The sequence below is a fragment of the Pelagibacterium sp. H642 genome (assembly GCF_031202855.1).
GTDB lineage: Bacteria > Pseudomonadota > Alphaproteobacteria > Rhizobiales > Devosiaceae > Pelagibacterium.
On sequence record NZ_CP101829.1, the window covers coordinates 1229193 to 1253298 of the forward strand.

At 63.2% G+C, this 24106-nt stretch carries 22 protein-coding genes and 1 riboswitch; of the genes, 8 read left to right on the forward strand and 14 right to left on the reverse strand.

What is annotated here, in order from left to right:
* The 3 genes from cobN to cobW all read right to left on the reverse strand — a co-directional run bounded on the left by cobN (nucleotide 1) and on the right by cobW (nucleotide 6161).
* The gene (gene cobN, locus NO934_RS06075; protein WP_309162935.1) at nucleotides 1-3978 is read right to left on the reverse strand and encodes a cobaltochelatase subunit CobN; all 3978 of its coding nucleotides are present in this window, start codon (nucleotides 3976-3978) and stop codon (nucleotides 1-3) included.
* Nucleotides 3979-3981: 3 nt separating this feature from the next.
* Nucleotides 3982-5007 (reverse strand): endonuclease/exonuclease/phosphatase family protein, encoded by a 1026-nt coding sequence (locus NO934_RS06080; protein ID WP_309162936.1) that lies wholly within the window; start codon nucleotides 5005-5007, stop codon nucleotides 3982-3984.
* Nucleotides 5008-5105: 98 nt separating this feature from the next.
* Nucleotides 5106-6161 (reverse strand): cobalamin biosynthesis protein CobW, encoded by a 1056-nt coding sequence (gene cobW, locus NO934_RS06085; protein ID WP_309162937.1) that lies wholly within the window; start codon nucleotides 6159-6161, stop codon nucleotides 5106-5108.
* A 66-nt stretch (nucleotides 6162-6227) separates the two neighbouring features.
* A riboswitch (cobalamin riboswitch) is annotated at nucleotides 6228-6452 on the reverse strand.
* 81 nt (nucleotides 6453-6533) lie between these two features.
* Here cobW and NO934_RS06090 point away from each other — a divergent pair.
* A complete protein-coding gene (locus NO934_RS06090; protein WP_309162938.1) occupies nucleotides 6534-7511 on the forward strand; it encodes an aldo/keto reductase in 978 nt (325 codons plus the stop codon).
* Between the two features lie 215 nt (nucleotides 7512-7726).
* Nucleotides 7727-8104: a DMT family protein gene (locus tag NO934_RS06095; RefSeq protein WP_309162939.1), complete on the forward strand. Its 378-nt coding sequence runs from the start codon at nucleotides 7727-7729 to the stop codon at nucleotides 8102-8104.
* Here NO934_RS06095 and NO934_RS06100 read toward each other — a convergent pair.
* The 3 genes from NO934_RS06100 to znuA all read right to left on the reverse strand — a co-directional run bounded on the left by NO934_RS06100 (nucleotide 8101) and on the right by znuA (nucleotide 11649).
* Nucleotides 8101-9294, reverse strand: a complete 1194-nt coding sequence (locus NO934_RS06100) for a GTP-binding protein (RefSeq protein WP_309162940.1) — start codon at nucleotides 9292-9294, stop codon at nucleotides 8101-8103. The genes NO934_RS06095 and NO934_RS06100 overlap by 4 nt on opposite strands.
* 49 nt (nucleotides 9295-9343) lie before the next feature.
* Complete coding sequence (aztD, locus tag NO934_RS06105) at nucleotides 9344-10528, reverse strand: zinc metallochaperone AztD (protein WP_309162942.1); 1185 nt, start codon at nucleotides 10526-10528, stop codon at nucleotides 9344-9346.
* 164 nt (nucleotides 10529-10692) lie between these two features.
* On the reverse strand, nucleotides 10693-11649 hold the full coding sequence (znuA, locus tag NO934_RS06110) for a zinc ABC transporter substrate-binding protein ZnuA (RefSeq protein WP_309162943.1): 957 nt from the start codon (nucleotides 11647-11649) through the stop codon (nucleotides 10693-10695).
* Between the two features lie 154 nt (nucleotides 11650-11803).
* Between znuA and NO934_RS06115 the strand changes: the two genes are divergently transcribed.
* From NO934_RS06115 to NO934_RS06125, 3 genes are read left to right on the forward strand one after another with little or no spacing between them, the layout of a single operon-like run.
* Entirely contained in the window at nucleotides 11804-12634 is an 831-nt protein-coding gene (locus NO934_RS06115) for a metal ABC transporter ATP-binding protein (RefSeq protein ID WP_309162944.1), read from the forward strand.
* A complete protein-coding gene (locus NO934_RS06120; protein WP_375143292.1) occupies nucleotides 12594-13472 on the forward strand; it encodes a metal ABC transporter permease in 879 nt (292 codons plus the stop codon). The genes NO934_RS06115 and NO934_RS06120 overlap by 41 nt, the downstream gene beginning before the upstream one ends.
* Nucleotides 13469-13864, forward strand: a complete 396-nt coding sequence (locus NO934_RS06125; RefSeq protein ID WP_309162947.1) for a Fur family transcriptional regulator — start codon at nucleotides 13469-13471, stop codon at nucleotides 13862-13864. The genes NO934_RS06120 and NO934_RS06125 overlap by 4 nt, the downstream gene beginning before the upstream one ends.
* A gap of 119 nt (nucleotides 13865-13983) precedes the next feature.
* Here the strand turns inward: NO934_RS06125 and NO934_RS06130 are convergent, their stop codons facing one another.
* The 7 genes from NO934_RS06130 to NO934_RS06160 form a co-directional block, all read right to left on the reverse strand.
* Entirely contained in the window at nucleotides 13984-14709 is a 726-nt protein-coding gene (locus NO934_RS06130) for an SIMPL domain-containing protein (protein WP_309162948.1), read from the reverse strand.
* An 80-nt stretch (nucleotides 14710-14789) separates the two neighbouring features.
* Nucleotides 14790-16451 (reverse strand): ABC transporter ATP-binding protein, encoded by a 1662-nt coding sequence (locus tag NO934_RS06135; RefSeq protein ID WP_309162949.1) that lies wholly within the window; start codon nucleotides 16449-16451, stop codon nucleotides 14790-14792.
* Entirely contained in the window at nucleotides 16451-17389 is a 939-nt protein-coding gene (locus NO934_RS06140) for an ABC transporter permease (RefSeq protein WP_309162950.1), read from the reverse strand. The genes NO934_RS06135 and NO934_RS06140 overlap by 1 nt, the downstream gene beginning before the upstream one ends.
* A gap of 3 nt (nucleotides 17390-17392) precedes the next feature.
* Nucleotides 17393-18376, reverse strand: a complete 984-nt coding sequence (locus tag NO934_RS06145) for an ABC transporter permease (protein WP_309162951.1) — start codon at nucleotides 18374-18376, stop codon at nucleotides 17393-17395.
* Nucleotides 18377-18555: 179 nt separating this feature from the next.
* Nucleotides 18556-20130: an ABC transporter substrate-binding protein gene (locus NO934_RS06150; RefSeq protein WP_309162952.1), complete on the reverse strand. Its 1575-nt coding sequence runs from the start codon at nucleotides 20128-20130 to the stop codon at nucleotides 18556-18558.
* Nucleotides 20131-20612: 482 nt separating this feature from the next.
* The gene (locus NO934_RS06155; protein WP_309162953.1) at nucleotides 20613-20960 is read right to left on the reverse strand and encodes an antibiotic biosynthesis monooxygenase; all 348 of its coding nucleotides are present in this window, start codon (nucleotides 20958-20960) and stop codon (nucleotides 20613-20615) included.
* Nucleotides 20957-21262: an NIPSNAP family protein gene (locus NO934_RS06160; RefSeq protein WP_309162954.1), complete on the reverse strand. Its 306-nt coding sequence runs from the start codon at nucleotides 21260-21262 to the stop codon at nucleotides 20957-20959. The genes NO934_RS06155 and NO934_RS06160 overlap by 4 nt, the downstream gene beginning before the upstream one ends.
* A gap of 72 nt (nucleotides 21263-21334) precedes the next feature.
* Here NO934_RS06160 and NO934_RS06165 point away from each other — a divergent pair, with 72 nt between their 5' ends.
* On the forward strand, nucleotides 21335-22024 hold the full coding sequence (locus NO934_RS06165) for a winged helix-turn-helix domain-containing protein (RefSeq protein WP_309162955.1): 690 nt from the start codon (nucleotides 21335-21337) through the stop codon (nucleotides 22022-22024).
* Nucleotides 22025-22071: 47 nt separating this feature from the next.
* Nucleotides 22072-23019, forward strand: a complete 948-nt coding sequence (locus tag NO934_RS06170) for an aldo/keto reductase (RefSeq protein ID WP_309162956.1) — start codon at nucleotides 22072-22074, stop codon at nucleotides 23017-23019.
* Between the two features lie 123 nt (nucleotides 23020-23142).
* On the opposite strand, the gene NO934_RS06175 is transcribed toward NO934_RS06170, so the two are convergent.
* Nucleotides 23143-23490, reverse strand: a complete 348-nt coding sequence (locus NO934_RS06175) for a VOC family protein (protein ID WP_309162957.1) — start codon at nucleotides 23488-23490, stop codon at nucleotides 23143-23145.
* 157 nt (nucleotides 23491-23647) lie between these two features.
* Here NO934_RS06175 and NO934_RS06180 point away from each other — a divergent pair, with 157 nt between their 5' ends.
* Complete coding sequence (locus tag NO934_RS06180) at nucleotides 23648-24091, forward strand: Rrf2 family transcriptional regulator (protein ID WP_309163662.1); 444 nt, start codon at nucleotides 23648-23650, stop codon at nucleotides 24089-24091.
* Nucleotides 24092-24106 lie beyond the last annotated feature (15 nt).

Sequence of the window (24106 nt, forward strand, 5' to 3'; positions counted from 1 at the left end):
CTAGGATGCAAGATAGTGAAACACCGAGTTTGAACGTGGCGCCCAGAACCCGCGTTCTCGGGCCTGGTTGAATCTTTCGATAAGCTCCTCATAGCCGAACCGGTTGGCGGTCATCAGGAATTCCCGCGTCGCTTCGTCCTCGACAAACGCGGCGAAGGCCATGTCGAAATGGTGCGATTTGACGGCCCCCGTGGTGGCGGCGAACCCGAACATGAAATCGACCGTCGCAACAATCTCGAACGCCCCGCGATAGCCGTGGCGCTTCATCCCTTCGATCCATTTGGGATTGACCACTCGGGCCCGCATCACCCGCGCCACCTCTTCCTCGAGCGTGCGCACCTTTGGCGTTTCAGGCCGGGACGTATCGAGATGATAGGCCGCCGGGCGCGCGCCCGACAGCGCTTCCACCGCCGCCGAGAGCCCGCCTTCGAACTGGTAGTATTGGTCGGAATCGAGCAGATCGTGCTCTAAATTGTCCTGCACATGGACCACCGCATCCGCCCCTTTCAGCCGGTCGGCGAACAACGCCTTTTCCGCCACTCCCTCGGCGTGGGCGCCATAGGCAAATTGCCCGCTGGCCAGCACCGCCTCGGCGAGATCGGCCTTATCCTGCCATTTCCCGCTCTCGATCAGCTTGCCGACACCGACGCCATAGCCGCCCGGCGCCGCCCCGAAGATGCGGTGCCCGGCGCGCAGGGCGGCGTCTTGCTCGGACGATCCACCTTGCATCAGCACCAGCGCATCGGTGCGCATGCGGGCGGCGATCGGGTTGTCCTCGACCGGCTCGTCCAGCGCTCCGATGGCCCGCACCGCCTTGTCGAACAAGGCGATCTGGGCGGGGAAAGCATCGCGAAACAGCCCCGATATCCGCAAGGTCACATCCACCCGCGGCCGCCCGAGCTTGGCGAGCGGGATGATCTCATAGCCCATGACCGAGAGCGAAGTGCCCTGCCAGACCGGCCTCGCCCCGATCAGCGCCAGCACCTGGGCGATGTCGTCGCCCCCGGTGCGCATATTGGCCGTGCCCCAGACGCTCATGGCGATCGCCTGCGGATAGGTGCCGTGATCCTGAAAGTGGCGCTTGAGCAAATTGTCAGCCGCTTTCTGCCCCAGCGCCCATGCCGTCTGGGTCGGAATGGCGCGGTTGTCGACCGAATAGAAATTGCGTCCCGTTGGCAGCGTATCGATCCGCCCCCGCGTCGGCGCTCCCGATGGCCCCGGTGCCACGAATTTCCCGTCCAGTCCGTCGAGCAGCGCCTTGATCTCGCCCGGCCCCGAGGCGGCCAGCCTCGGCCGGATGATGGTTTCAACCGTCTCCAGCACGGCTCTGGCCGCCTCCCAATCGGGTTCGGGCTCGCGCCCCGTCACCAGTTCCGCCGCCAGCGCTTCCAGCCGTTCGACGGTATCTCCGCCGGTTCGCCACGCCCCGCCATTATCGAGCGCGTCCGGGCTGGGTCCGGCCCATGGGGCGGCCCCGTCCAGATCGAGCGGATCGACACCGAGTTTGAGATCATCGGCCAGCGCCCGGATCAGCGAGGCATCGCCACCCTTGCCGTCCCCGCGCGGCACGCGGGCAAAGGCGACCAGAAGATCGCGCTCGAAATCTCCTTGCGGCGACCGCCCGAAGACATGCAGCCCGTCCCGAATCTGGGACTCCTTGAGTTCACAAAGGAAATTGTCGATCTGGTTGAGCGCCGCCGTTTCGTCCTCTGGCAGTTTCAGATCCGCGTCGAGCCGCGCATCGCGGGAAAAGTCGAGAATCCTGCGCTTGAGACTGTCCAGCCGCCGCTGATCCATCCCGATGGCCGCATAATATTCATCGAGCAGCGCTTCGAGATCCTTGAGCGGCCCATAGGTTTCGGCCCGCGTCAGCGGCGGCACCAGATGGTCGATGATCGTCGCACCCGTCCGGCGCTTGGCCTGCGTGCCCTCGCCCGGATCGTTGACGATAAAAGGATAGAAATGGGGCACCTGCCCCCAGAGCACGGAAGGGTAGCTTTCGGTATCGAGCGCATTGGCCTTGCCCGGCAGCCATTCGAGATTGCCATGCTTGCCATTGTGGATCAGCGCGTCGATCCCGAATTCATGCCGCAGCCACAGATAGGCGGCGATATAGGCATGAGGCGGCACGAGATTGGGATCGTGGAAGCTCTCTTCCTCGGAAACATCGTACGCCCGCGCCGGCTGGAGCAGGATCGCGACATTGCCGAATATCTTGACCGGCAAATGGAACGCATCCCCGCGCACGAAGGGATCGGCCTCCGGCTCCCCCCATCGGGCCGGCACGTCCTGGGTGATGCAGGGATGGAGGTCAGCAAACAATTGCTTGTACCGCTCGAGCGGCATCACCGCGTCGGATGTGCCATGCTGGGGCCGGGCGTTGGTCGGACCTGTCTGGAGATATTCGATCAACGCGGTGCCGGAGCCGAAAACACCAACACTCCCGCTCCTGGCGAGCTCAGCGCCCCCCTCACTCCCATCCCCTCTCCCACCAGGGGAGAGTGGGGCTCTTTTGGCAAGCTCCGAAGCCTCCACAAGCTCAGCTTCCCATCTCCCCTGGTGGGAGAGGGTGGCCGCGAAGCGGTCGGATGAGGGGGACGCTGAGACTGCCAAATCAGCCGCCGGTTGCGGTAGACCACCAACGTCATACCCCTCCCCCGCAAGCACCCGCAAAATCTCAACCGTCGATTGCGGCGCGTCATACCCCACGCCATTGGCCAGCCGCCCGTCACGCAACGGATAATTGGCCAGCACCAGTCCGATCTTGCGCTCCGCCGGAGCCTTTCCCTGCAGCCGCGCATAATTTTTCGCCAGCTCCACCGCCCGCCGCACCCCATCGGGTTCGGGCGTGAACGAGGTCAACGGGCATTGCGTCCGCTCGTGCCACACGGCTTCCGCCTTGTGCCCCACGATCAGCGCCCCCACCCGCCCGTCGATCTCGGGCAATACGACCTGCATGGCGAGGTCCTTGCTCGTTAGCCCGCGCGGATCGGCCTCCCACATCACCGGCGGGCGCGAGCCCTGGACGAGCTGAATCACCGGCGCATCGGTCAGCGCGAACGGATTGGCCTCCGGGGTCAGATCGTTCACCCCCAGCGCGAAGCCGGTGAGATTGAAGATCGCCGCCGGCTGCAATTGTCCCAGCGCTTCGCGCACGAACCGGGCGCAATCGGATGCCTTGAGCGATGAGACGACTATCGGCACCGGCACCAAACCCTGTGCCTCCAGCCCATCAATCAACGCCTCGAGCGTCGCCGTGCCGGCTCCTTCGAGAACGGCGCGATAGAAGAGGATAGGAATGGAGTGTCGGAGGGAGAGTGGCTTGTCTCGCGGTGCAAGCGACAAGTCCCTCTTCTCCCCTTGAGGGAGAAGAGGGACCGGCGAAGCCGGGTCGGACAAGGGGGGCGCCACGGGATCGAACGTCTCGACAATCCCCCGCCCGCGATCCCAAAACCCGAACGCGGGGAATGCCTTCGCCATCTCGGGCACCGGCCTCCCCTCCGCCAGCGCCCGAAACGCCGCCAAAATCGCATCGGCATTGTCCGGTCCGCCGGCCAGGAACAGCCGATGCAGGCTATGCCAATCGGTCTCGGCAATTGTCGAACGCCCGAGCAGCACCGGATCGGGGTTGGAATCCCCCGGCAGGAAGGCCAGCGCGATTCCCTTGCGCCGCGCCAGCATCTCGATCTCGTCGCACCCATAGGGCCAGTAAGCTGCCCCGCCGATCAGCCGGATGACGATCAGCCTGGCGTGGGAAAGCGTATCCTCGCACCAGAGATCGATCGAGAAATTGTGCGTCAGCCGCATCAGATTGGCCAGCCGCAGGCCCTCCTCGCCGGCCCGGTCCGCCGCCGCCGCCAGCATGGCCAGCTCGCTATCGGCCGAAGAGGCAAAGGCGAACGCCCCCGGCGTCTGGGCGAGGTCGATGGCCTCGCCCTCCTGCTGCAATGCTCCGGCTTGTGCGGCGAGAAGATGCATGGACTAGGCGACCTGTGCGGGCTGGAGTTGGAACGTCGCGCGGACGATGCCGTGATCGGTGGTGCCGGTTTCCCGGTGATCGTCGCGGTTCAGATGGTCATTGAGAATATCGAGCCCCTGGAACGACCAGATGCGCCGCCGCGAATTGTCGTAGAACTCCTGGCTCACCAGAATATGGTCGAGCGAGGTACGTTCGTTCTGGAAGATGTGGGTGTAATAGACATCGCGCGTCGAGCGATATTGCTGCAGCGTCTGGGCTGTATAGAGCGAGGCGTCCCCGCCGCCCGCCGAGAGCCCCAGCAGGTAACGCGGCTGGCCGGTCAAGACATTGGCGGTGTTGGACAGTGTCTCGTCGTTGATGTCGCCGAGCACGATCACCGGCATGTCGTTGCCGCGCATCCGCTCGATCAGCATCATGCGCAGCGCCGCAGCCTCCGCCGTGCGGCGGATGGTCGAAATCGCATAGCCAAGCGCGGTGGAATAGCGCGAATGGATTTCGCGCTCATACCAGCTTTCGCGGTAGATCTGGGTCGGGGATTTCGATTTGAGATGACAGACATAGACCGCGATCGGCTGCTGGGTTTCCACCGGCTGGATTGTGAAATGGAGCACCGGACGCGAGAACCTGTCGATCGAAACATCGATTTCGGGCGTCTGCGGGTCGTCTCCCTGGCTTTGCAGCCGGAAATTTTCGGGGAAATCGGCGATCCATTCGGGCTCGCCCACCAGCCATTCGGAACGTACCGCCGCCGCGCAGACGATGCCCTGCCCCTCGTGTCCCTGGGGCACCAGCGCTCTGTGACTGGTCTCCAACCCCGCCGCCATCAGCGCATCGTCGAGCGCCCCAGCATGCCAGAGTTCCTGAAAGCCGATCACGTCTGCCGCCATCACCTCGAGCGCGATGCCCAGCCATGAGATCTTTTCGTCATACTGGGCCTGGGTCCAGCCCTCGCCCTGATAGATGGGAAGGCCGGGCCTGTTGAGGTTATAGAGATTGCAGGTGGTAAAGCTGATCTGTTCGCGAGCCATGGGTCATGCTCCTACCGGTTGCGCTTGCAGACGGATTGTACCGATCCGCCCGAAAGCGAGGATAAACCGGAATCGAGGCGGTTAGCGTGACGCCCCAATCAGGCTGCCTGCATCACCTTCTGGAGGCTCGCTTCAATCTCTTCGCGCGCCAGCGGGCTTTCCCCGATCACGACGAGGCGGGTGAGTCGTTCTTCATCGGCATTCCATTCGCGGTCGAAATAGGCGTTGACCCGCGGCCCCACCGCCTGGATGGCCAGCCGCGCCTTGGCGCCGGGGATGGCGGCAAAGCCTTTGAGGCGCAGCACGTCATGGGTGGCGATGGTGTCGGCGATCGCCGCCAGCAACTGGTCGCGTCCAGGCCCGGACGGCAGCGTCACCGAAAAGGAATCGAAATCGTCGTGCTCATGGCCTTCTCCGCCGTGATCCATCTCATGATGGCTTTCGCGGCCGGAAAGGTCGTCTTCCGACCCCATCCCCAGACCCAGAAGCGCCATGGCATCCACATGCCCGTTGGCCGCCCGTACGATGGAGGTGCCCTTGCGCATATGCTCGCGCAATTCGGCTTCCACCGCCTCGAGCGCCGCGCCGTCCACAAGGTCGGTCTTATTGAGCACGATCATGTCGGCGGCCACCAACTGATCCTCGAACAATTCACCGAGCGGGGTATCGTGGTCGAGCATCTCATCGAGCCGGCGCTGGGCATCCACAGCCGCTTCATTGGCGGCGAACCGCCCCTCGGCGAGCGCTGCCGCGTCGGCGACAGTCACAACGCCGTCGATCGTCACTTCCGCCTTGATCTCGGGCCAGTTGAAGGCGCGGATAAGCGGCTGGGGCAGGGCGAGCCCCGAGGTTTCGATGACAATATGGTCGGGCCGATCGGGCCGGGCGAGAATCGCTTTCATGGTGGGAATGAAGTCGTCGGCCACCGTGCAGCAGATGCAGCCGTTCGCCAGCTCGATCATGTCCTCTTCGCGGCACGTTTCGTCACCGCACCCGGCAAGGATATCCTTGTCCACCCCGATATCGCCGAATTCGTTGATGATGAGCGCGATGCGCTTGCCCTTGGCGTGGCCGAGCAGGTGGCGCACCAGCGTCGTCTTGCCGGCGCCCAGGAACCCCGTGACCACTGTGGTCGGAATCTTAGTCTCTGTCATAGTTTAAGCCTCTTGCGCGTCCACCCGACGCGGGAATTGAGTGATGCACGAGGCTCCCGTTTGAAAGCCGCGTCCGGACGTGCTGGCAGGTCTCCTGGCTCGCCGCTCGGCCGGATCGCCTCCCCTTCCCGGCCATGTCGGCCAGTGGCGTTTCGGAGATGATCCATCGCGACTTACAGTTGCGGGGGCAGCCACGGCATTGGCCCCGTCAGGGTCGTCCGCACCGTGTTCCCTTTTGCTTCCCCTCCCGACTCTTGCAACGAAAGGGGAACCAACACGGTTTAACCTCTGACACGCCCACTAAGTTCGAGTCAATTGCATCGGGGGGCGGGCTCGCCTATCACAAAAACGGCAACGGGAGAGACGACGACCATGAAGATGCGGCGGTTGGGCAAGACGGGCCTTTGGGTTTCGGAAATCGGGCTGGGCTGCTGGCAATTGGGGGGCGATTTCGGACCGATCGAAGACACCGAGGCCTCGACCATTCTCGCCAACGCCGCCCGGCTGGGCGTCAATTTCTGGGACACCGCCGACGTCTATGGCAATGGGCTCTCCGAACACCGCATCGGCACCTTTTACGGCAAGCCCGAAGATCTGGTGGTCGCCACCAAGGTGGGCCGCTCGTCCGCGCTCTACCCGGACAAGTACACAAAGGGCGGCATCAAGGACAGCCTCGAGGAATCGGCGCGCCGGCTGCTCGTCGATACCATCGACCTTGCCCAGCTCCATTGCGTGCCGCGCGACGTGCTCGAAGCGGGCGAGATCTTTTCCTGGATGGACGAGCTTCAGGCCGAGGGCCTCGTTAAAAACTGGGGCGCCAGCGTCGAAACCATCGAAGAGGCCGAGATCTGCCTTGAGCAGGATGGGCTCTCCACCCTGCAGATCATCTTCAACGTCTTCCGCCAGGACGCCGCCGACGGGCTGCTGGAAAAGGCCAAGCAGCGCGATGTCGGTATCATCGTGCGCCTCCCCCTCGCGTCGGGCCTGCTCTCTGGCAAATACACGCGCGAGACCGAATTCTCCCCCACCGACCACCGCAGCTACAATCGCGACGGGCAGGCCTTTTCGGTCGGGGAAACCTTCGGCGGCATCCCGTTCGAAACCGGGGTCGACCTTGCCGACCAATTGCGCGGCTTCGTGCCCGAAGGTCAGCGCATGAGCCTTTTCGCCCTGCGCTGGATCTTGGATCATGACGCGGTATCCACCATCATCACCGGCGTCTCCAACCCCGAGCAGATCGGCGTCAATGCGGAAGCGAGCGACCTGCCCGAGCTTTCAAGCGAGGTGCACGCCCAGCTCGCCGAGTTCTACCGCGGCAAGGTGCGCCCGCACATCAGGGGCGAAGTTTAGAAATGATCCAATGCAGGCGGTCGTTTCAGGCACCGCTCACCTCCCCACCACCATGTCATTCCGGGATTTATTCCCGGAATCCAGCAGCAGCGCTTGCCAACGTCTCGACGGTTGCACTTTTTCTTAACATTGCGCTTGATTTTCCCCCGCTCAGGCGCACTGGATAGGCCCATGCCAGCCCGCCATCGTGGCGGGCTTTTGCGTGAGCCCCATCGATGCCCGCCACCCTTGCTGCAGCCCCTTCGCTCGCTTCCCTTTTCGCTCCCATCCTCCTGCTCATCGCCTCGAACGTCTTTATGACCTTCGCCTGGTACGGGCATCTGAAATTCCCCGCCACAGCGCTTTGGACGGTCGTGCTGGTGAGCTGGGGCATCGCCTTTTTTGAATACTGGCTCGCCGTGCCTGCCAACCGGATCGGCTATGGCGTCTACTCAGCCGCCGAACTCAAGACCATTCAGGAAGTGATCTCGCTTTCGGTCTTCGCGCTCTTTGCCATCTTCTATCTGGGCGAAAAATTCACCCTCAACCACGTCCTGGGCTTCGGCTTTATCGCCCTAGGTGCCTTCTTCATCTTCAAGGGGCCGATCCGTTAGCTCCAGCTCGGGAAAGGATCGGGCAGGCCTGCCCAGTTTTCCGGCGTGAAATTTCGGGCCGGCACGAGGCAGGCATCGAGCGCCTTGCGCAGCGCGGCCTCGTCCATGGGGTCGCAGCCGATGAAAACGATCTCCTGGCGACGGTCGCCCCAGACCGGATCGAAATAGCCCTTCATGGCCATTTGCCAATCCGGATCGTCAGGCCATCGGGCCTGTGGTACCGAGGACCACCATCGCCCCCGCTTTTGGTTGCGCACCAGCGCTCCGGCCTGGCTCACCTCGCCCACGAAATCGGGACGCGTGGCCAGCCAGAAGAACCCCTTGGCGCGCACCACGCCCGGCCAGGCCGAATTCAAAAACCTGTCGAAAAGCTGCGGCACGAACGGTCTTCGCGCACGGTAGACAAAGGATCGGATGCCGTACTCCTCGGTTTCGGGCACATGGTCGGCAAACCCGTTGAGCTCCCTGAACCAGAGCGGGTGGGTTTGCGCGCGCTCGAAATCGAACCGGCCGGTGCCCACGATGTCGCCGAGCTCAACCCTGCCATAGTCGGCCTCGACGATCCGCGCCTCGGCGTTGAGCGAGCGGATGATCTTGAGCGCGGCGTCCCGCTGCTCGGAGGTCGCCGTCGACACCTTGTTGAGCACGACCACATCGGCAAATTCGATCTGCTCGACCAGGAGATCGACCAGCGTGCGTTCGTCGCCGTCCCCCAGGCTTTCGCCGTGATCGACCAACTGGTCGTGCGAGCCATAATGGGAAAGGAGGTTGGCGGCATCGACCACCGTCACCATCGTGTCGAGCCGGGCATGGTCGGATAGGCTGCGGGCGTCTTCATCGCGAAACGCAAAGGTCGCTGCCACAGGAAGCGGTTCGGAAATGCCGGTGGATTCGATCAGCAGATAGTCGAACCGCCCCTCGAGCGCCAACCGCCGCACTTCGTTCAGAAGATCGTCGCGCAGGGTGCAGCAGATGCACCCATTGGTCATTTCAACGAGCTGCTCGTCGGTGCGCGAGAGATTGGCGCCGCCCTCGCGGATCAGTTCGGCATCGATATTGATTTCGCTCATGTCGTTGACGATCACCGCTACCTTGATGCCGGCGCGATTGGCGAGCACGTGGTTGAGCAGGGTCGTCTTGCCGGCGCCGAGAAATCCCGACAGCACGGTCACGGGAAGACGGGTATCCATGGTGTGAGACCTTGTGTGGTTAGGGCCGCCGAAGCGGCCCCCGAAGTCGTCAGTGGACAGCGCCCGAACCGCCGGCGACGACGATTTCATAGGGCAATCCGGGCACGGCGATCTCGCCCGCCGGCTCGAACGCTTGCGCGTCGACGCGGTGAATGGTGCTCTCCCTCGGGTCGGTCACCAGGATTTCATCGCCCGCCACCGCGATGCGCGGCCGCGGATCGGCCCAATGGCCGTCCATGGAATAGGGTTCGGTCAGCGTCAGCTTGCCCTCGAATTGCCCCGAAAGCGTATTGAGCCGGTGCAAATCGCCGTCCTCGGTGAAGATATAGGCATATTGCGGCCGCACGTTATCGACAGCGAAGTGAACCCGGCGCGTGGGCAAGTCGATGAGGTTGAAGCTTTCTTCCGCCGGGTCGATCACCACCACCCGGTCGGCACCGAAATTGCCCAGGAAGTACTGAATGCCGACCCCGCCCAGGAGCGTGGAAACCTTGCCCTCGGGCAGATCGTCGGCATAGGGGAGATGGCTAACCTGCGGCCCTTCGGCGCTGTCGGTGACCAGCAGCAGCCCGGTTTCGCAAGCGATGGCGAGCAGATTGCCCGAGCTTGCCTCCCCATGCAAACCGGGACATGCATGGGTTTCCCCGATCGGGTTGTCGTCACCGTCAAGGACATTGATCCCCACGGGCAGATTGGACGGGTCTTCCGGATGCGGCTCGGTGATCAGCACATGGTCGCCATAGGCCGCCGCGACCCCGTGATGGGGCGCGCTCGAAGAGACAACCCGCGGTTCATCGGTCCCGAAACCGGATTCATCGATGATCTTGGCCACTCCTTCATTGTCGAAAAACAGCGCGATCTGTCCGTGATGCTCAACGAAGTGGACCGGATAGTCACCCTCGACCGAACCGTCGATGAGGCTGGGGTCGCTGATCTCGATATCGCCGTGGTCCCCGTGATCGTCGATCACGACCCCGGTCGAGATCGCCTGCACGATATCGTTGTCGCCCTGGACGGCAAAGACGGTCTGCCCGCTCGAGGTCCCATAGAGCCGCGCCGGCCCTTCGAGCGTGAAGGCCTCGATCACTTCGCCGGCCTCGAGATCGACGACGCTGACCGTGTTCTCGGCCTGATCGGCGACGAAGGCGCGATAAAGGGTCACCTCATCGGCCAGAACCGAACCGGGCAGGGCCAGGCCGGCCAACAGCGCGGCGTGCAAGGAGATTGAACGCATTTCGTCTTCCTTTCTAAATGGTATAACATAACAAAATTTTGCAAAGCCAAGGCCAGAGGGGTCCCGGCAGCGCAGTATCTTTGGAGAAGGAGGGCGGGACGGGAGCTCACCGCAAGCTCCCGTCCCTGATGCCCCGGCCAAGCCGATCCGGCAGGCAAACCGGATCAGTCGGCGAGGCAATCTGTAAGGCTGGTCGCCATGGTTTCGATCAGCGTGAAATAGAGATCCGGTCCGTCCGCGATCTCGGCGCCGAGCGGATCGAGCGTTCCGATCCGGGCACCGGTTCCCTCGGCTACCGTTTCGATCACCTGCGGAGAAAATTGCGGTTCGGCGAACAGGCAAGCAGCGCCCGTCTCGGCCACGACGCCCTGGATTTCCGTCAGCCGGCCGGCACCGGGCGAGACTTCGGGATTGACCGTAAAGCTGCCGGTTGCTTCGATATCGAAGCGGTTCTCGAAGGCATGATAGGCATCATGGAAGACGAAGAACGGCTTGCCCCGCGCCGGCGCGATCTGTGCATCGATCTCCTGCTGGAGCTGGTCGAGACGAGCTGCCAACTCCTGGCCATTGGCATTATAGGTCTCGGCGTTGTCCGGGTCGGCCGCGATCAACGCATCGGCGATCGCCGCCACCATCAGCCGTGCATTCTGCGGATCGAGCCAGATATGGGCGTCCCCATGCTCATGGTGATGGTCGTGATCGTGCGCCTCGCCTTCGCCATGGGCGTGATCCTCGTCCCCGTGGCTATGGGGTTCGAACAGCCCGCCTTCGCGCAACGGAAGAATGGAAATCCCTTCCACCGCCATCATCTCGACTTGCGTTGCGTCCGAGGCCAACGTGTCCAGCGGCCCGGCGAGAAAGGTTTCCATGCCCTCCCCGATCCAGAAGACGATCTCGGCGCTTTCGAGCTTGGCGGCGTCTGACGGGCGCATGGAAAACCCGTGCGGGCTGGCTGCGCCCTCGATCAGCAATTGCGGCTCGCCCACGCCCTCCATGACACCGGAAACCAGCGAATGGAGCGGCTTGATGGTGGTGACCACCTGAGGCGCGGCCAGAGCCGGCGTGGCTGAAAGAAGCGCCGCGATGGCAGGCGCAAGAGCACAAAGGACTTTATTGGGCATTGTCGGAACGGCTCCGGGCAACTATGTTATGACATTACACTGCGATGTAATGCTATAACGTTGCTATCGCTGTCAATCCGCTAAACGCGCGTCCGAGCCAACTGGTTGCCCGCCTGCTGCCCGGACTCCGCAGCCAACAAGGGCTGAACAAGGCATGAAAAACTTCGTGGCGCCCCAACGCGACGATATCGTCAAGGTCCAGGGCATCGGCGTTGCCCGCGACGGCCGCTGGCTGGTGCGCGGGGTCGATATGGCCATCGCCCGCGGCGAGATCGTGACCCTGATCGGCCCCAATGGCTCGGGCAAGTCGACCACGGTGAAGACCGCGCTGGGTATCTTGAAACCCGACGAAGGCACCGTCTGGCGCGCGCCAAGACTCAAAATCGGCTATGTGCCGCAAAAAATCGCCATGGACCGCTCTCTTCCCATGACGGTCGAGCGGCTGATGGGATTGACCGGTCGGCACGGCAAGTCCGAGATCGCCGAGGCGCTTGCCATCGTCGGCATCCCCCATCTCGCCCGCGCCCAGGTCCATTCCCTCTCGGGCGGGGAATTCCAGCGCGCGCTCATCGCCCGCGCCATCATCGGCAAGCCCGATCTGCTTGTTCTCGACGAGCCCGTCCAGGGCGTCGATTTCTCCGGCGAAGTGGCCCTTTACGACCTCATCGGCACCATCCGGGACCAGACCGGCTGCGGCGTCCTGCTCATCTCCCACGATCTGCATGTGGTGATGGCCCGCACCGATACGGTGATTTGTCTCAACGGACATGTCTGCTGCCAGGGTTCGCCCGAGACCGTGGCGGCCAGCGGCGAATATGCGGCCCTGTTCGGCCCGCGCGCCGCCCAGACGCTGGCCTTCTATCGCCATGAGCACGACCACGCCCACCTTCCCGACGGATCGGTGCGCGATGCCACCGGCCAGCTTCATTTCGACCACCACGCCCATGGGCCCCATTGCGACCATGAGGGCCATAAGCATGCTTGAGAGCTTTTTCACCCGCGCGCTTCTCGCCGGCGTGGGGCTGGCGGCGGTCACCGGGCCGCTGGGCAGTTTCATCGTCTGGCGGCGCATGGCCTATTTCGGTGACACCATGGCCCATTCGGCCATTCTCGGGGTTGCCCTGGCCCTGTTCTTTTCCTTTTCCCCCATCGCGGGCGTCTTTGCCATCTCCGTGCTAATCGCCCTGCTGCTCGGTTTCCTGCAGCGCCGCGGCACGCTTTCAGCCGACTCCCTTCTCGGGCTTTTGAGCCACTCCACCCTGGCGCTGGGCCTGGTGCTGGTGTCGCTGATGCCGCATGTGCGCATCGATCTGATGGGGCTTTTGTTCGGCGACATTCTCGCCGTCTCGGTCACCGATCTGGCGCTGGTCTATGGCGGCGGCATCGCCGTCCTGGCCGTTCTGGGCTGCCTCTGGCGGCCCATGCTCGCCGGCACGGTTTCCGAGGAAATCGCCCAGGCCGAAGGGCTCAACCCCGAGCGCACACGGCTGATCTTCATGGTGCTGTTGGCCGGGCTGATCGCCATCGCCATGAAGATTCTTGGCGTGCTGCTCATCACCGCCATGCTTATCATCCCCGCCACCGCCGCTCGCCGGCTGGCCCGGACCCCCGAGCAAATGGCGCTTTATGCTGCCCTGGGCGGCGTTGCCGCCGTGCTCGCCGGCCTGTGGGCCTCGCTTCATTTCGATACGCCCTCGGGCCCCTCGATCGTGGTTGCGGCGCTCGGCGTTTTCGCCATAACCTCGATTCTGCCCATCGAAGCGTTTCCGGCTAATGCCGACTCCAATTCCGCTGCCGGATCCAAAGGAGCCGTCTCGCAATGACCGCCCATACCGATCTCACCCGCAATCAATCGCTGGTTCTCGACCGGCTGGAAAAGGCCGAAGCGCCTATGAGCGCCTACGCCCTGCTCGACCAGTTGCGCGATGAAGGCCTGCGCGCCCCGCTCCAAGTCTATCGCGCTCTCGACAAGCTCCTGGACATGGGTCTCGCCCACCGCCTGGAATCGATGAACGCCTTCGTCGCCTGTGCCCAGCCCCATTGCCACGCCTCTGGACTCATCGCCTTCGCCATCTGCGAAAAATGCGGTCAGGTCTCCGAATTCTCCGACGATGTCGTCCGCGACCGCCTCAATGCCTGGGCCGACCGCGAAGGGTTCGTCATGAAGCGCACCACAATGGAAATCCGCGGCGAATGCCGCGCCTGCGCGGCTTAACTCTGCCGCGCTGGTCACACGCGTTTTTCCAGACACACTAAGCCCGCGCGATGCCGCCCCCCGTGACACCAACCCGGGGGGATGCAGATCACAGCACCTGCCGCAGCCGAGACCGCCACCTATTCTAGGAAATAGGTAATCGTCGTCACCACCCGCACCTTCTTTTCCATTTGCTTTTCCGGCCGCTGATCGGGGATTTCCACCGCCGCCAATATCTCGAACACGCCCTGGTTCGCCGTCTGGATCGTCCCCACCTCGGCCCCGGCTTCGGCCGCGAACTGTTCGGCCGCCTCGCGCGCTCTTTGAGTGGCCTCGGCCAGCATGTCGGTCTTTAGATCGTTGAGCGCGGTAAAGATGTAGCTCGGACCTGCATTGTAGCTGTCGGAGGAAAACACCACCCCGGCGCGCAGCAGATCGCCGATATTGCGCGAGGCCGTCGCGATCGCCTCCACATCCTCAGATGTGACGATGAACTCCTCGGTCAGAACGAACCGCGCCTCGTCGGGCGTGCCCGAGGCGTTGTAGCCGGCCAGCCGGTCCTCGACGAGGATGTTCTGGACATTCATCGCATCCTCGGGAAAACCCGCGCCGGTCAGGAACTCGCGCACCGCAGCGTCGGAGGCTTCCAGTTGCGCCCGCGCATCCTCGAGCGTGGGGCCGGTGGCCACGAACTTGATCGGCCAATGGGCGATATTGGCCATCACATTGCGCTCGGACAGCCCTTTGACCGTTACCGTCCGGATCGGCTGGCGCGATTCGATCAGCGCCTGTCCGCCCAGCCAGCCGGCCAGCGCGATGCCGATGGCGATAAGAAGCGCGGCGACGGTACGCGAAAATGTGAGCATGGTTCGGTCCCCAAACAAAAAAACGCCCCCCGGCGCGAAGCCGATGGGGCGCTTCAATCGTGGCGGGTTTTGGGCGGCGCCTACGCCACCTTGGCGATATCGGGCACCGCGTCGAGCAGCATCTTGGTGTAGTCGGCCTTGGGCGCTCCGAAGATATCCTCGACCGGCCCGTTTTCGACCAGTACGCCATTGTGGAGCACGCCCACCGCGTCGGCCATCTGACGCACCACCGCCAGGTTGTGGCTGATCAGCAGATAGGTCAGCCCGAACTCCTCCTGGAGCTGGCTCATCAGTTCGAGCACCTGGGCCTGGACGGAAACGTCCAGAGCCGAGGTCGGCTCATCGCAGATGATGAATTCGGGCTGGCTCGAAAGCGCCCGGGCGATGGCAATGCGCTGGCGCTGCCCGCCCGAGAACTCGTGCGGATATTTCCGCATCGCCTCGGGGTCCAGCCGCACGCGGCGCAGAAGGTCTGCCACCCGATCGCCGATCTCGCTTCCATTGCGCGAAATCCCCAGCGCCCGCATCGGCTCGGCGATGATCTCGCCCACCCGCCAACGCGGATTGAGGCTGGCATAAGGGTCCTGGAAGATCATCTGGATTTTCGAACGCCGCTTGGCCAGGGCGTCCCTGTCGCGCCAGATGTCGGTGCCCTCGAGCTTGACCGAGCCTGCCGTGGGCTCGAGCAGTCCCACCAGCATGCGCGCGCAGGTCGATTTTCCCGATCCCGATTCCCCGACAAGGCCATAGGTCTGGCCCTTCTGGATCGAGAACGACACATCGTTGACCGCCTTGACGATCTTACGGCTGCCGCCGAACACCCGACTCAGCATCGAGGGCGAGAGGTCGAATTCCTTGGACAGTCCCTCGACAACCACCAGTGGAGCATCGGTCTTTTCCGAAGCGAAACCGCCCCCTTGCGCGGCGGCGGCGGCAAAGCGCGGATTCTGCGCCTTGATCGAGGGAATCGCCTCGATCAGCTTTTGGGTATAGGGCTCCTTGGGCCGGTGGATGATGTCGCCCACCGTTCCCGTTTCGACGATCTTGCCCTTGTTCATCACGATCATGCGGTCGGCGGCCTCGGCGATCACCCCCATATCGTGGGTAATCAGCATCACCGCCACGCCGCGTTCGGCGCACAGGCGCTTCAAAACCTTGATGATCTGTGCCTGCACCGAAACGTCGAGCGCCGATGTGGGTTCGTCGGCGATCACCAGTTCGGGCTCGGCGGCCAGCGCCAGCGAGATCACCACGCGCTGGCGCATGCCGCCCGAAAACTGGTGCGGATAGGCGTTGATGCGCTCTTCGGGATTGGGGATGCCCGCATCGGTCAAAAGCTCGATGGCGCGCTTTCTTGCCTGGTCCTGCGACATCGGCAGGTGACGGCGGATGGTCTCGATCAATTGCTCGCCCACCGTATAAAGCGGGTTGAGCGAGGTCAGCGGATCCTGGAACACCATGCCGATCCGGCGCCCGCGAATCTTGCGGTAGCCTTCCTCGTCGAGCCCGTCGATGCGCTCGCCCTTCAACTTGATTTCGGCGGCGCTCACCTCGCCGGGCCGGTCGACCAGCCCCATGATGGCGGTGCCGGTCATCGATTTGCCAGCCCCGGATTCCCCAACCACGCCCAGCACTTCGCCGGGCATGATATCGAAGGAAATCCCGTCGACCGCGGTGAAGTCGCCACGCCGCAGGTGGAAGACGACCTTGAGGTCCTTTACGGACAGAAGCGGTTCAGTCATCAGCGCAGCCTCGGGTTGAGCGCGTCGCGCAACCAGTCACCGAGCAGGTTGACCGACAGGGCAAGCAGGACAAGCGTCACGGCGGGGAAGAACAGGATCCACCATTCGCCGGAAAACAGGAATTGCTGCCCGATGCGGATCAGCGTTCCGAGCGAAGGCTGGGTCGGGGGCACGCCGACACCGAGGAAGGACAATGTCGCCTCCTCAATGATGGCGAGGGCCAGCCCGATGGTGGCGATGACCAGCACCGGCCCCACCACATTGGGCAGGATGTGACGCACCAGGATCACAATGGGATTGACCCCCATGATCCGGGCGGCGGACACATAATCCTTCTGCCGCTCGACCATGGTCGCGCCGCGCACCGTGCGGGCGAACTGAGCCCAGTTGGAAAGCCCGATGGCAAGGATCAGCACCACGAGCGCAGTGTTTTCCTGCTGGCTGGGCGGGATCAGCCCGCGCGCCACGCCAAAGATCAAAAGCGCGATAAGGATGGCCGGAAACGAAAGCTGGATATCGGCGATGCGCATGATGATGGCATCGACCAGCCCGCCGCGATAGCCGGCGACGAGCCCCAGCCCAACCCCCAGCACCATGGCGAAAATGGTGGCCGAAAGGCCGACGAACAGCGATACGCGGGAGCCGTGCAGGATGGTCGAGAGCACGTCGCGGCCCTGATGGTCGGCGCCCAGAAGGAAGTAATTGCCCGCAAAACTTTCGCTCATGGGCGGGGTGAACCCATCCATGAGATTGAGCGTGCGCGGATTGAATGGATCGTAGGGGGCGATCCAGGGCGCCAGGATGGCGGCTAGGATCAGCACCACCGCAACGATCGAGGCGACAATGGCCACCGGCGAGGTGCGGTAGGAATAAAAGATGTCGGAATCGATGATCTTGGCGAGGCGCCCTCTGGGTGCCTGGGCTGAAATTTCACTCATGGGTCAGTTCCCCCGAGCCGGGCCACCGATCCGCAGGCGCGGGTCGACGACGTAATAAAGAATATCCACGATCAGGTTGATCGCGACGAACACGAAGGCGATGAACATCAGGTATGCCGCCATCACCGGCACGTCGACGACGGCCACCGAATTGACGAACAGCGAGCCCACGCCCGGCCACTGGAATACCGTTTCGGTGACGATCGCGAAGGCGATGACCGACCCCAGTTGCAGCCCGGTAATGGTGATCACCGGCACCAAGGTGTTCTTGAGCGCATGCCCGAAATTGATGGCGCGCTTGGAGAGCCCGCGGGCCCGCGCGAACTTGATGTAATCCTGGCGCAGCACCTCCATCATCTCGGCGCGCACCAAGCGCATGATCAGCGTCATCTGAAACAGCGACAGCGTGATGGCCGGCAGGATGATCGAGCGCAGCCCGCTCTCGGTCAAAAAGCCGGTGTGCCACCAGCCCAGATCCACCACCTCGCCGCGCCCGAAGCTGGGCAGCCATTGCAGCTCGACGGCAAAGACGTAGATGAGCCCGATACCGATGAGGAAAGTGGGCAGCGACACCCCGATCAGCGAGAATGCCATGACCCCGGCGGCCGCCCAGTTCTTGGGGTTGAGGGCGGTAAACACCCCCAAGACGATCCCCAGCGTCAGGGCGATCGTGGCGGAAACCAGCGCCAATTCGATGGTGGCGGGCAGACGCGAAAGGATCAGGTCGGCCACCGGCGTCTGCAGGCGATAGGAAATGCCGAACTGGCCCTGGATGGCGTTGCCGAGGAACCGGAAATACTGCTCATAAGCCGGATCGTTAAGCCCCAGCCGCTCGCGGAGCTGCTCCTGGTCGGCGATAGAGGCTTCCTGACTGACCAGCGAAGCGACCGGATCGCCCACATAGCGGAACATGATGAAGGCGATGAGCGAAACGGCGAGCATCACCAATATGGCTTGTCCGAGCCGTTTGAGTATGAAGGCCAGCATGGTGGTCTCCGTAAAGCGCTTTCGCGGAATCGTGGGCCGGCCCCGGACGGGCGGCCTGATCAGTCGCGATCAAAGTGTATAGGAATTCGCCGCTGGAACAAACGCCAGGCCGGCGCATCAAACGAAACGCCGCGCCACAACGAGAGAGCCGTGGCGCGGCGCGTTCGGGAACCGCCGGTCTATTCGAAGGTGACCGTGGTCATGTTGGGCTGGTTTTCCGGATGCACCGCGAGGGTCATGTCGTCGCGCATCGCATAGGCCAGCACCTGGACGTGGATGGTGAGGAACAGATTATCTTCCTGCACCTGCTCCCATATATCGGCGATCACCTGGTTGCGGGCGTCGATGTCGGTCATCGTGCCCAGCGACTGGATCATCTCGTCGACCTCGGGGTTCGAATAGAGCCCGATATTGTAGGTGCCATATTCGTCGGTCTTGGTGTGGACCAGGTCGTTGAAGATATAAGCCGAGTCAAAGGTCGGCACGCCCCAGCCCAGAAGATAGAAGTCGGTCTCGTTATTGAGGATCAGCGGCGAGTGCTGGGCGATCGGGCGGGACGCGAGCGTCACGTCGATGCCGATCTGGCCGAGCATGCCAACCACGGCCTGGGAGATCGCCTCGTCATTGACGTAGCGGTCATTGGGCGTGTCCAGCGTCACCGAGAAGCCATCGGGATAGCCGGCCTCGGCCATCAGTTCGCGGGCGCGCTCCAGATCGGGCTCAGGGCAGGCATCGAGCTCTTCGGTCCAGCCGTTGACGAACGGAGGCATGTTGACACAGGTGGGGATCGACTGGCCGCGCATCACGATCTGCTGGATGGCCTGACGGTCGACGGCGAGTTGGATCGCTTCGCGCACCTGCGGGTTGGCGAAGGGGTTTTCCTCAAGGTCCGAGGAAAGCAGCGGCTCGTCGTCCATGGCGTAGCCGAAATAGATGGTGCGGTTCTCCGGGCCGGTCTCGACCTTGATGCCCTGAGTGCCCGCCAGGCGCTCGATATCCTGCACCGGCACGTCCTGGACGAGATCGACTTCGCCCGACAGCAGCGCGGCAACCCGGGTCGCATCGTCGGCGATCGGGGTATAGATAATCTCGGTCACCGCCGGGGCTTCGCCCCACCAGTTCTCGTTGAGCGTCAGGACCGAACGCACGTCCGGATCGCGCTCGGCGAGCACGTAGGGGCCGGTGCCGTTGGTGTTGCGCACGGCATAATTGTCTTCACCAGCGCCAAAATCCTGGACTTCCTGCAGGTCGTGTTCTTCCGACCAGCCGGCATCCATGATGAAGGTGTTGGTGACGTTGTTGGGATAGAGCGGGGAGGGACCGGCCATCTGGAATTCGACTGTGTAGTCGTCCACGGCGGTGACGCTCTCGACGTCAGCATGGAGCTGACGCATGTTGGAATTCTCGCTCTTGGCGCGCTCGATTGAGAACACCACGTCCTCGGCGGTGAACTCCTGGCCTTCGTGGAAAGTCACCCCTTCGCGCAGCTCGAACACCCATACGGTCTCGTCGCCTTCCTTGACGTACCAGTCGGTCGCCAGGCGAGGCTGGAGGTTGCCTTCCACGTCGCGGTCGAGCAGCGTTTCGTAGATATGGTGATTGAAGGTGTGGGTCGTGCCCTGGTTCTGGGAGTGCGGGTCGAGCGTGAGCGCGTCCGAATTGCGGGCCCAGCGGAGCGTTTCCGCGCTGGCTGCCCCCACGAGCATGGAGGAGGCCAGAAGGGCCGCCGCGATGCCGGTAAGCTTATTTCGCATATTGAATTCCCCTTGAAAATGAAATCACCACCGGTGGCGTTGCCGGCCACCGGTGGTGAATGCCATCAAACAGAACGCGCCCACCCCCGCTGAGCAGGCACGAAATACTGACGCTCGGGTCTAATATGTCGAAACTGCACGGCCGGACGAATGAACACTCTCTGTTGATCTTCTTGTGCAGGGATTATCGTTTTGCATGATGATCCCTCCCTGCGACTTGGGGCCAGCAACGCTAAGCGCGCTGCGCGCCGAGACGGCAACAAAGCGTCTTTTGTTTGATCGCGCAATGGGTAAGTCCGGAACGTTTGCGTCAACTTTATTGACCTTTCTTGACCGCTTGGTCAAAAAATGGCCAAATTCCGGGGCGTTTGAGCGTACTTACCGGTACGATGCGCGGAAATTGTTGGCAAAAATTTTTTGTGCCCTCCTGTTGCGCAAGCCGTCCGGGCGGCGAAAACCCCGACCTGAGGGTGAATCAGAGGCTAATCGCCATGGATGGCGCGGCTGTCGGCGGGCGCCTCGTCCCGTTCGGTCTTGCCATAATCGCGCAGCACATGCGCCACCCGGAGCCGATAGCCGGCAAAAACCCGTTCCCGTCCCGCCTTCTGGGCCTGCCGGTGCTCCTCGGTGTTGCGCCAGGCCGCCACCGCCGCCTCGCTTTCGAAGAACGACAGCGACAGCACCTTGCCCGGCGTCGAAAGGCTCTCGAATCGCTCGACCGAGATGAACCCCTCTATGGTTTCGAGTCGCGGCCGCAGCGTTGCGGCGATATCGAGATATTGGTCCCGGCGTCCGGCCTGAGGCTCCATTTCAAAGATGACGGCGATCATTGGTCGACTCGCCGCAAAAACGTCCGGTCTTCGCGCCGGATGAACCCCTCGCGCATGGCGAAGGCGTAGTTCTCCCGCCCCAACGGGTCCTGCGCCAGCCGGGCGCGATAGGCTTCGTATGCGGCAAGGCTCTCGATATCGTAGATGCCATAAGCGAGCGTCGCCGACCCCTCATGGGGCGCGAAATAACCGGTCAGCTCCGCACCACAGCGCGGAATGGCCTGGCCCCAATTGCGGGCATAGGCGGCAAACATCTCCGTTTTGGTCGGCTCGATCTCATAGCGGATCACGCAGGTCAGCATAGTTTTGGCTCCTCTGGTTGCGTCCCCTTCTATCACCTTGCACAGCGCCCATGCTTCGGCTAGCATCGAACTATGAAGGAAGGTCCCGACATCACCCATGCCGCAGCGCTCATCGGGGAACCGGCCCGCGCCAACATGCTTGTCGCCCTGATGAGCGGCAAAGCGCTGACCGCAACCGAGCTCGCCTCGGAAGCGGGCATCACGCTGCAAACCGCCAGCGCCCATCTGGGCAAGCTGCGCGAAGGCGGTATGCTGGTCATGCGCCGACAGGGGCGGCATCGCTATTTCGCCCTGGCCAGTTCCGATGTGGCGAGCGCGCTCGAAACGCTCATGGGCCTTGCCGCCCGCTCCGGCCATCTGCGCACCCGCACCGGCCCTGCCGACACCGCCCTGCGCACCGCGCGGGTCTGCTACAACCATCTGGCCGGCGATCTGGGCGTGCAGATGTTCGAAAGCCTTCGCGCCCGGCAGGTGCTCGAACTCTCCGCTGGTGGTTTGGGCGTCTCGCCACAAGGGGTTTCGTTCCTTGAATCCTTCGGCATCGATCTTGTCGCGCTCGGTCGCGCGCGCGGCGCGCTTTGCCGCGAATGCCTCGACTGGAGCGAGCGCCGCTCGCATCTGGCCGGCAGCCTTGGCCGCGCCCTGTTTTCCCGCATCGAAGCCCTGGGCTGGGCCCGGCGCGACGCCAAAAGCCGCGCCGTGCTCTTTACCCCCGAGGGGCTCGAACATTTCCATTCCACCTTTCCGCCGCGCCGGGATTGACCGGCCCGCCCCTCCTCCTGCCCCTCCAGTGTAAAAAGGAGCTTCCCATGCCCCTCCGCCGCCTCGGCCAAACGTCCATTTCCATCGAACCGCTGGTTCTGGGCGGCAATGTCTTCGGCTGGACGCTGGATGAAGCGCAGAGCTTTGCGGTGCTCGACGCCTATGCCGGGGAGGGTTTCACGATGATCGACACCGCCGATTCCTATTCCAAATGGGTGCCGGGCAATCCGGGCGGCGTTTCGGAAACCATCATCGGCAACTGGCTCAAATCACGCGGCAACCGCCACAAGATGGCCATCGCCACCAAGGTCGGCACACGTCTCGACCGGGACGAGAAGGATCTTTCGGCCGCCTATGTCGAACAGGCCTGCGAAGCCTCGCTGCGCCGGCTCGGCGTCGATCACATCGATCTCTATTTCGCCCATTGGCCCGACCCCGAGGTCACCCATGAAGAAACGTTGCGCGCCTTCGAAAAGCTGATCGAGAGTGGCAAGGTCGGCCATATCGGCTGCTCGAACTACGATGCGCCCCTGCTCTCGGCAGCGCTCGAGGTCTCGGCCAGCGAAAGCCTGCCGCGCTATCGGGTGCTGGAAAACGAATACAATCTCTATTCGCGCGAGAGCTTCGAGGGTGAGGTGCAGGAACTGGTGCTGGCCGAAAAGATCGGGGTGATCGTCTATTACGGCCTCGCCTCGGGGTTCCTCACCGGCAAATACCGCAGCGAGGCCGATTTCGACAAATCCCAGCGCGGCGGTGCGATGGGCAAATATCTCAACGACAAGGGCTTTGCCATCCTTGCCGCCATGGACAAGGTGGCAGGGGAGACCGGCGCCAGCCATGCGGAAATCGCACTCGCCTGGCTCGCCGCCCAGCCCGGGGTTACCGCACCCATTGCCTCGGCGACTTCGGTCGAGCAGGTGGAAAGCCTCGCCCGCGGCGCCCGGCTCGAGCTCACCGCCGACCAGATCCAAGCGCTCTCCGCTGCCGGCCGCTAGAGCATCCGGTTTCCGGCAACGCGCGGCGGTCGTTCGGCCCAGCCGCCCACAATCCTAGGCTGTCATTCCGGGACTTGCTCCCGAAATCCAACGCGGCACCAGCCAAGCGTCCAGGCACCGATATCAACCCGCCGCCGGTTCCCAAAGCTCGATCGGATTGCCCTCCGGATCATGGATGCGCGCAAAGCGGCCGGTCTCGGGCGTATCCCACTCGGCCCGCGTCTCGATGGCGATCCCGGCCGCGGCAAGCTCGTCCATGAGCGCTGTAAGATCGTCAACGCGGAAATTGATCATCCACTGCTTGTCCGGCGGGAAATAATCGGTATCCCGCCGGAACGGGGCAAAAACGGTCATTCCCGCCTCCTGCTCCCAAAAGCCCGTGACACCCAGATGGGTTTCATACCATCTGGCCAGCGCCTCGGTGTCGCCGGCGCGAAAGAACACGCCTCCCATTCCCGTCGCCCGCGCCATGGCGCCCTCCTTTCGAACTCCCGCCTGATCGCACCCAACGCGAAACCTCGACGAAAGGTCAAGTAGTATAGTCCTTGCGCCCATTTGCCGCGGCAATTATGACAGGACTGCCGTGGTTGCCTCACCTCTTTCGAAAGGAGCGCGCGTTTCCGTGTCGATGATCTCGCAGAAAGCCCGCTACGCGTTGCGTGCGCTCGTGGCGCTCACCCGCGCCGGCGAGGGCGAAAGCCTGATGATCTCGGAAATCGCCGCCGACCAGGACATCCCGAAAAAATTCCTCGAACAGATCCTGCTCGAACTCAAGCGCAACGGCATCGTCATGTCCAAGCGCGGCAAGTCGGGCGGCTATCTGCTGCTCAAGGCCCCCGGCCAGACCAGCTTCGGGGAGGTCTTGCGCATCATCGACGGCCCCATCGCTCCGCTGCCGTGCCTGTCGAAAATCGCCTATCGCCGCTGCATCGATTGCAAGAGCGAGGCCGATTGCGAAATCCGCCACGTCTTCTCCAAGGTCACCGACGCCACCCGCGCCGTCCTCGACCGCACGACCCTCGCCGACGCCGTCAGCGAAATGGACGTGCTGGACCGGGCAGTGAGCGCGTGAAATGCCGTTGAGAGG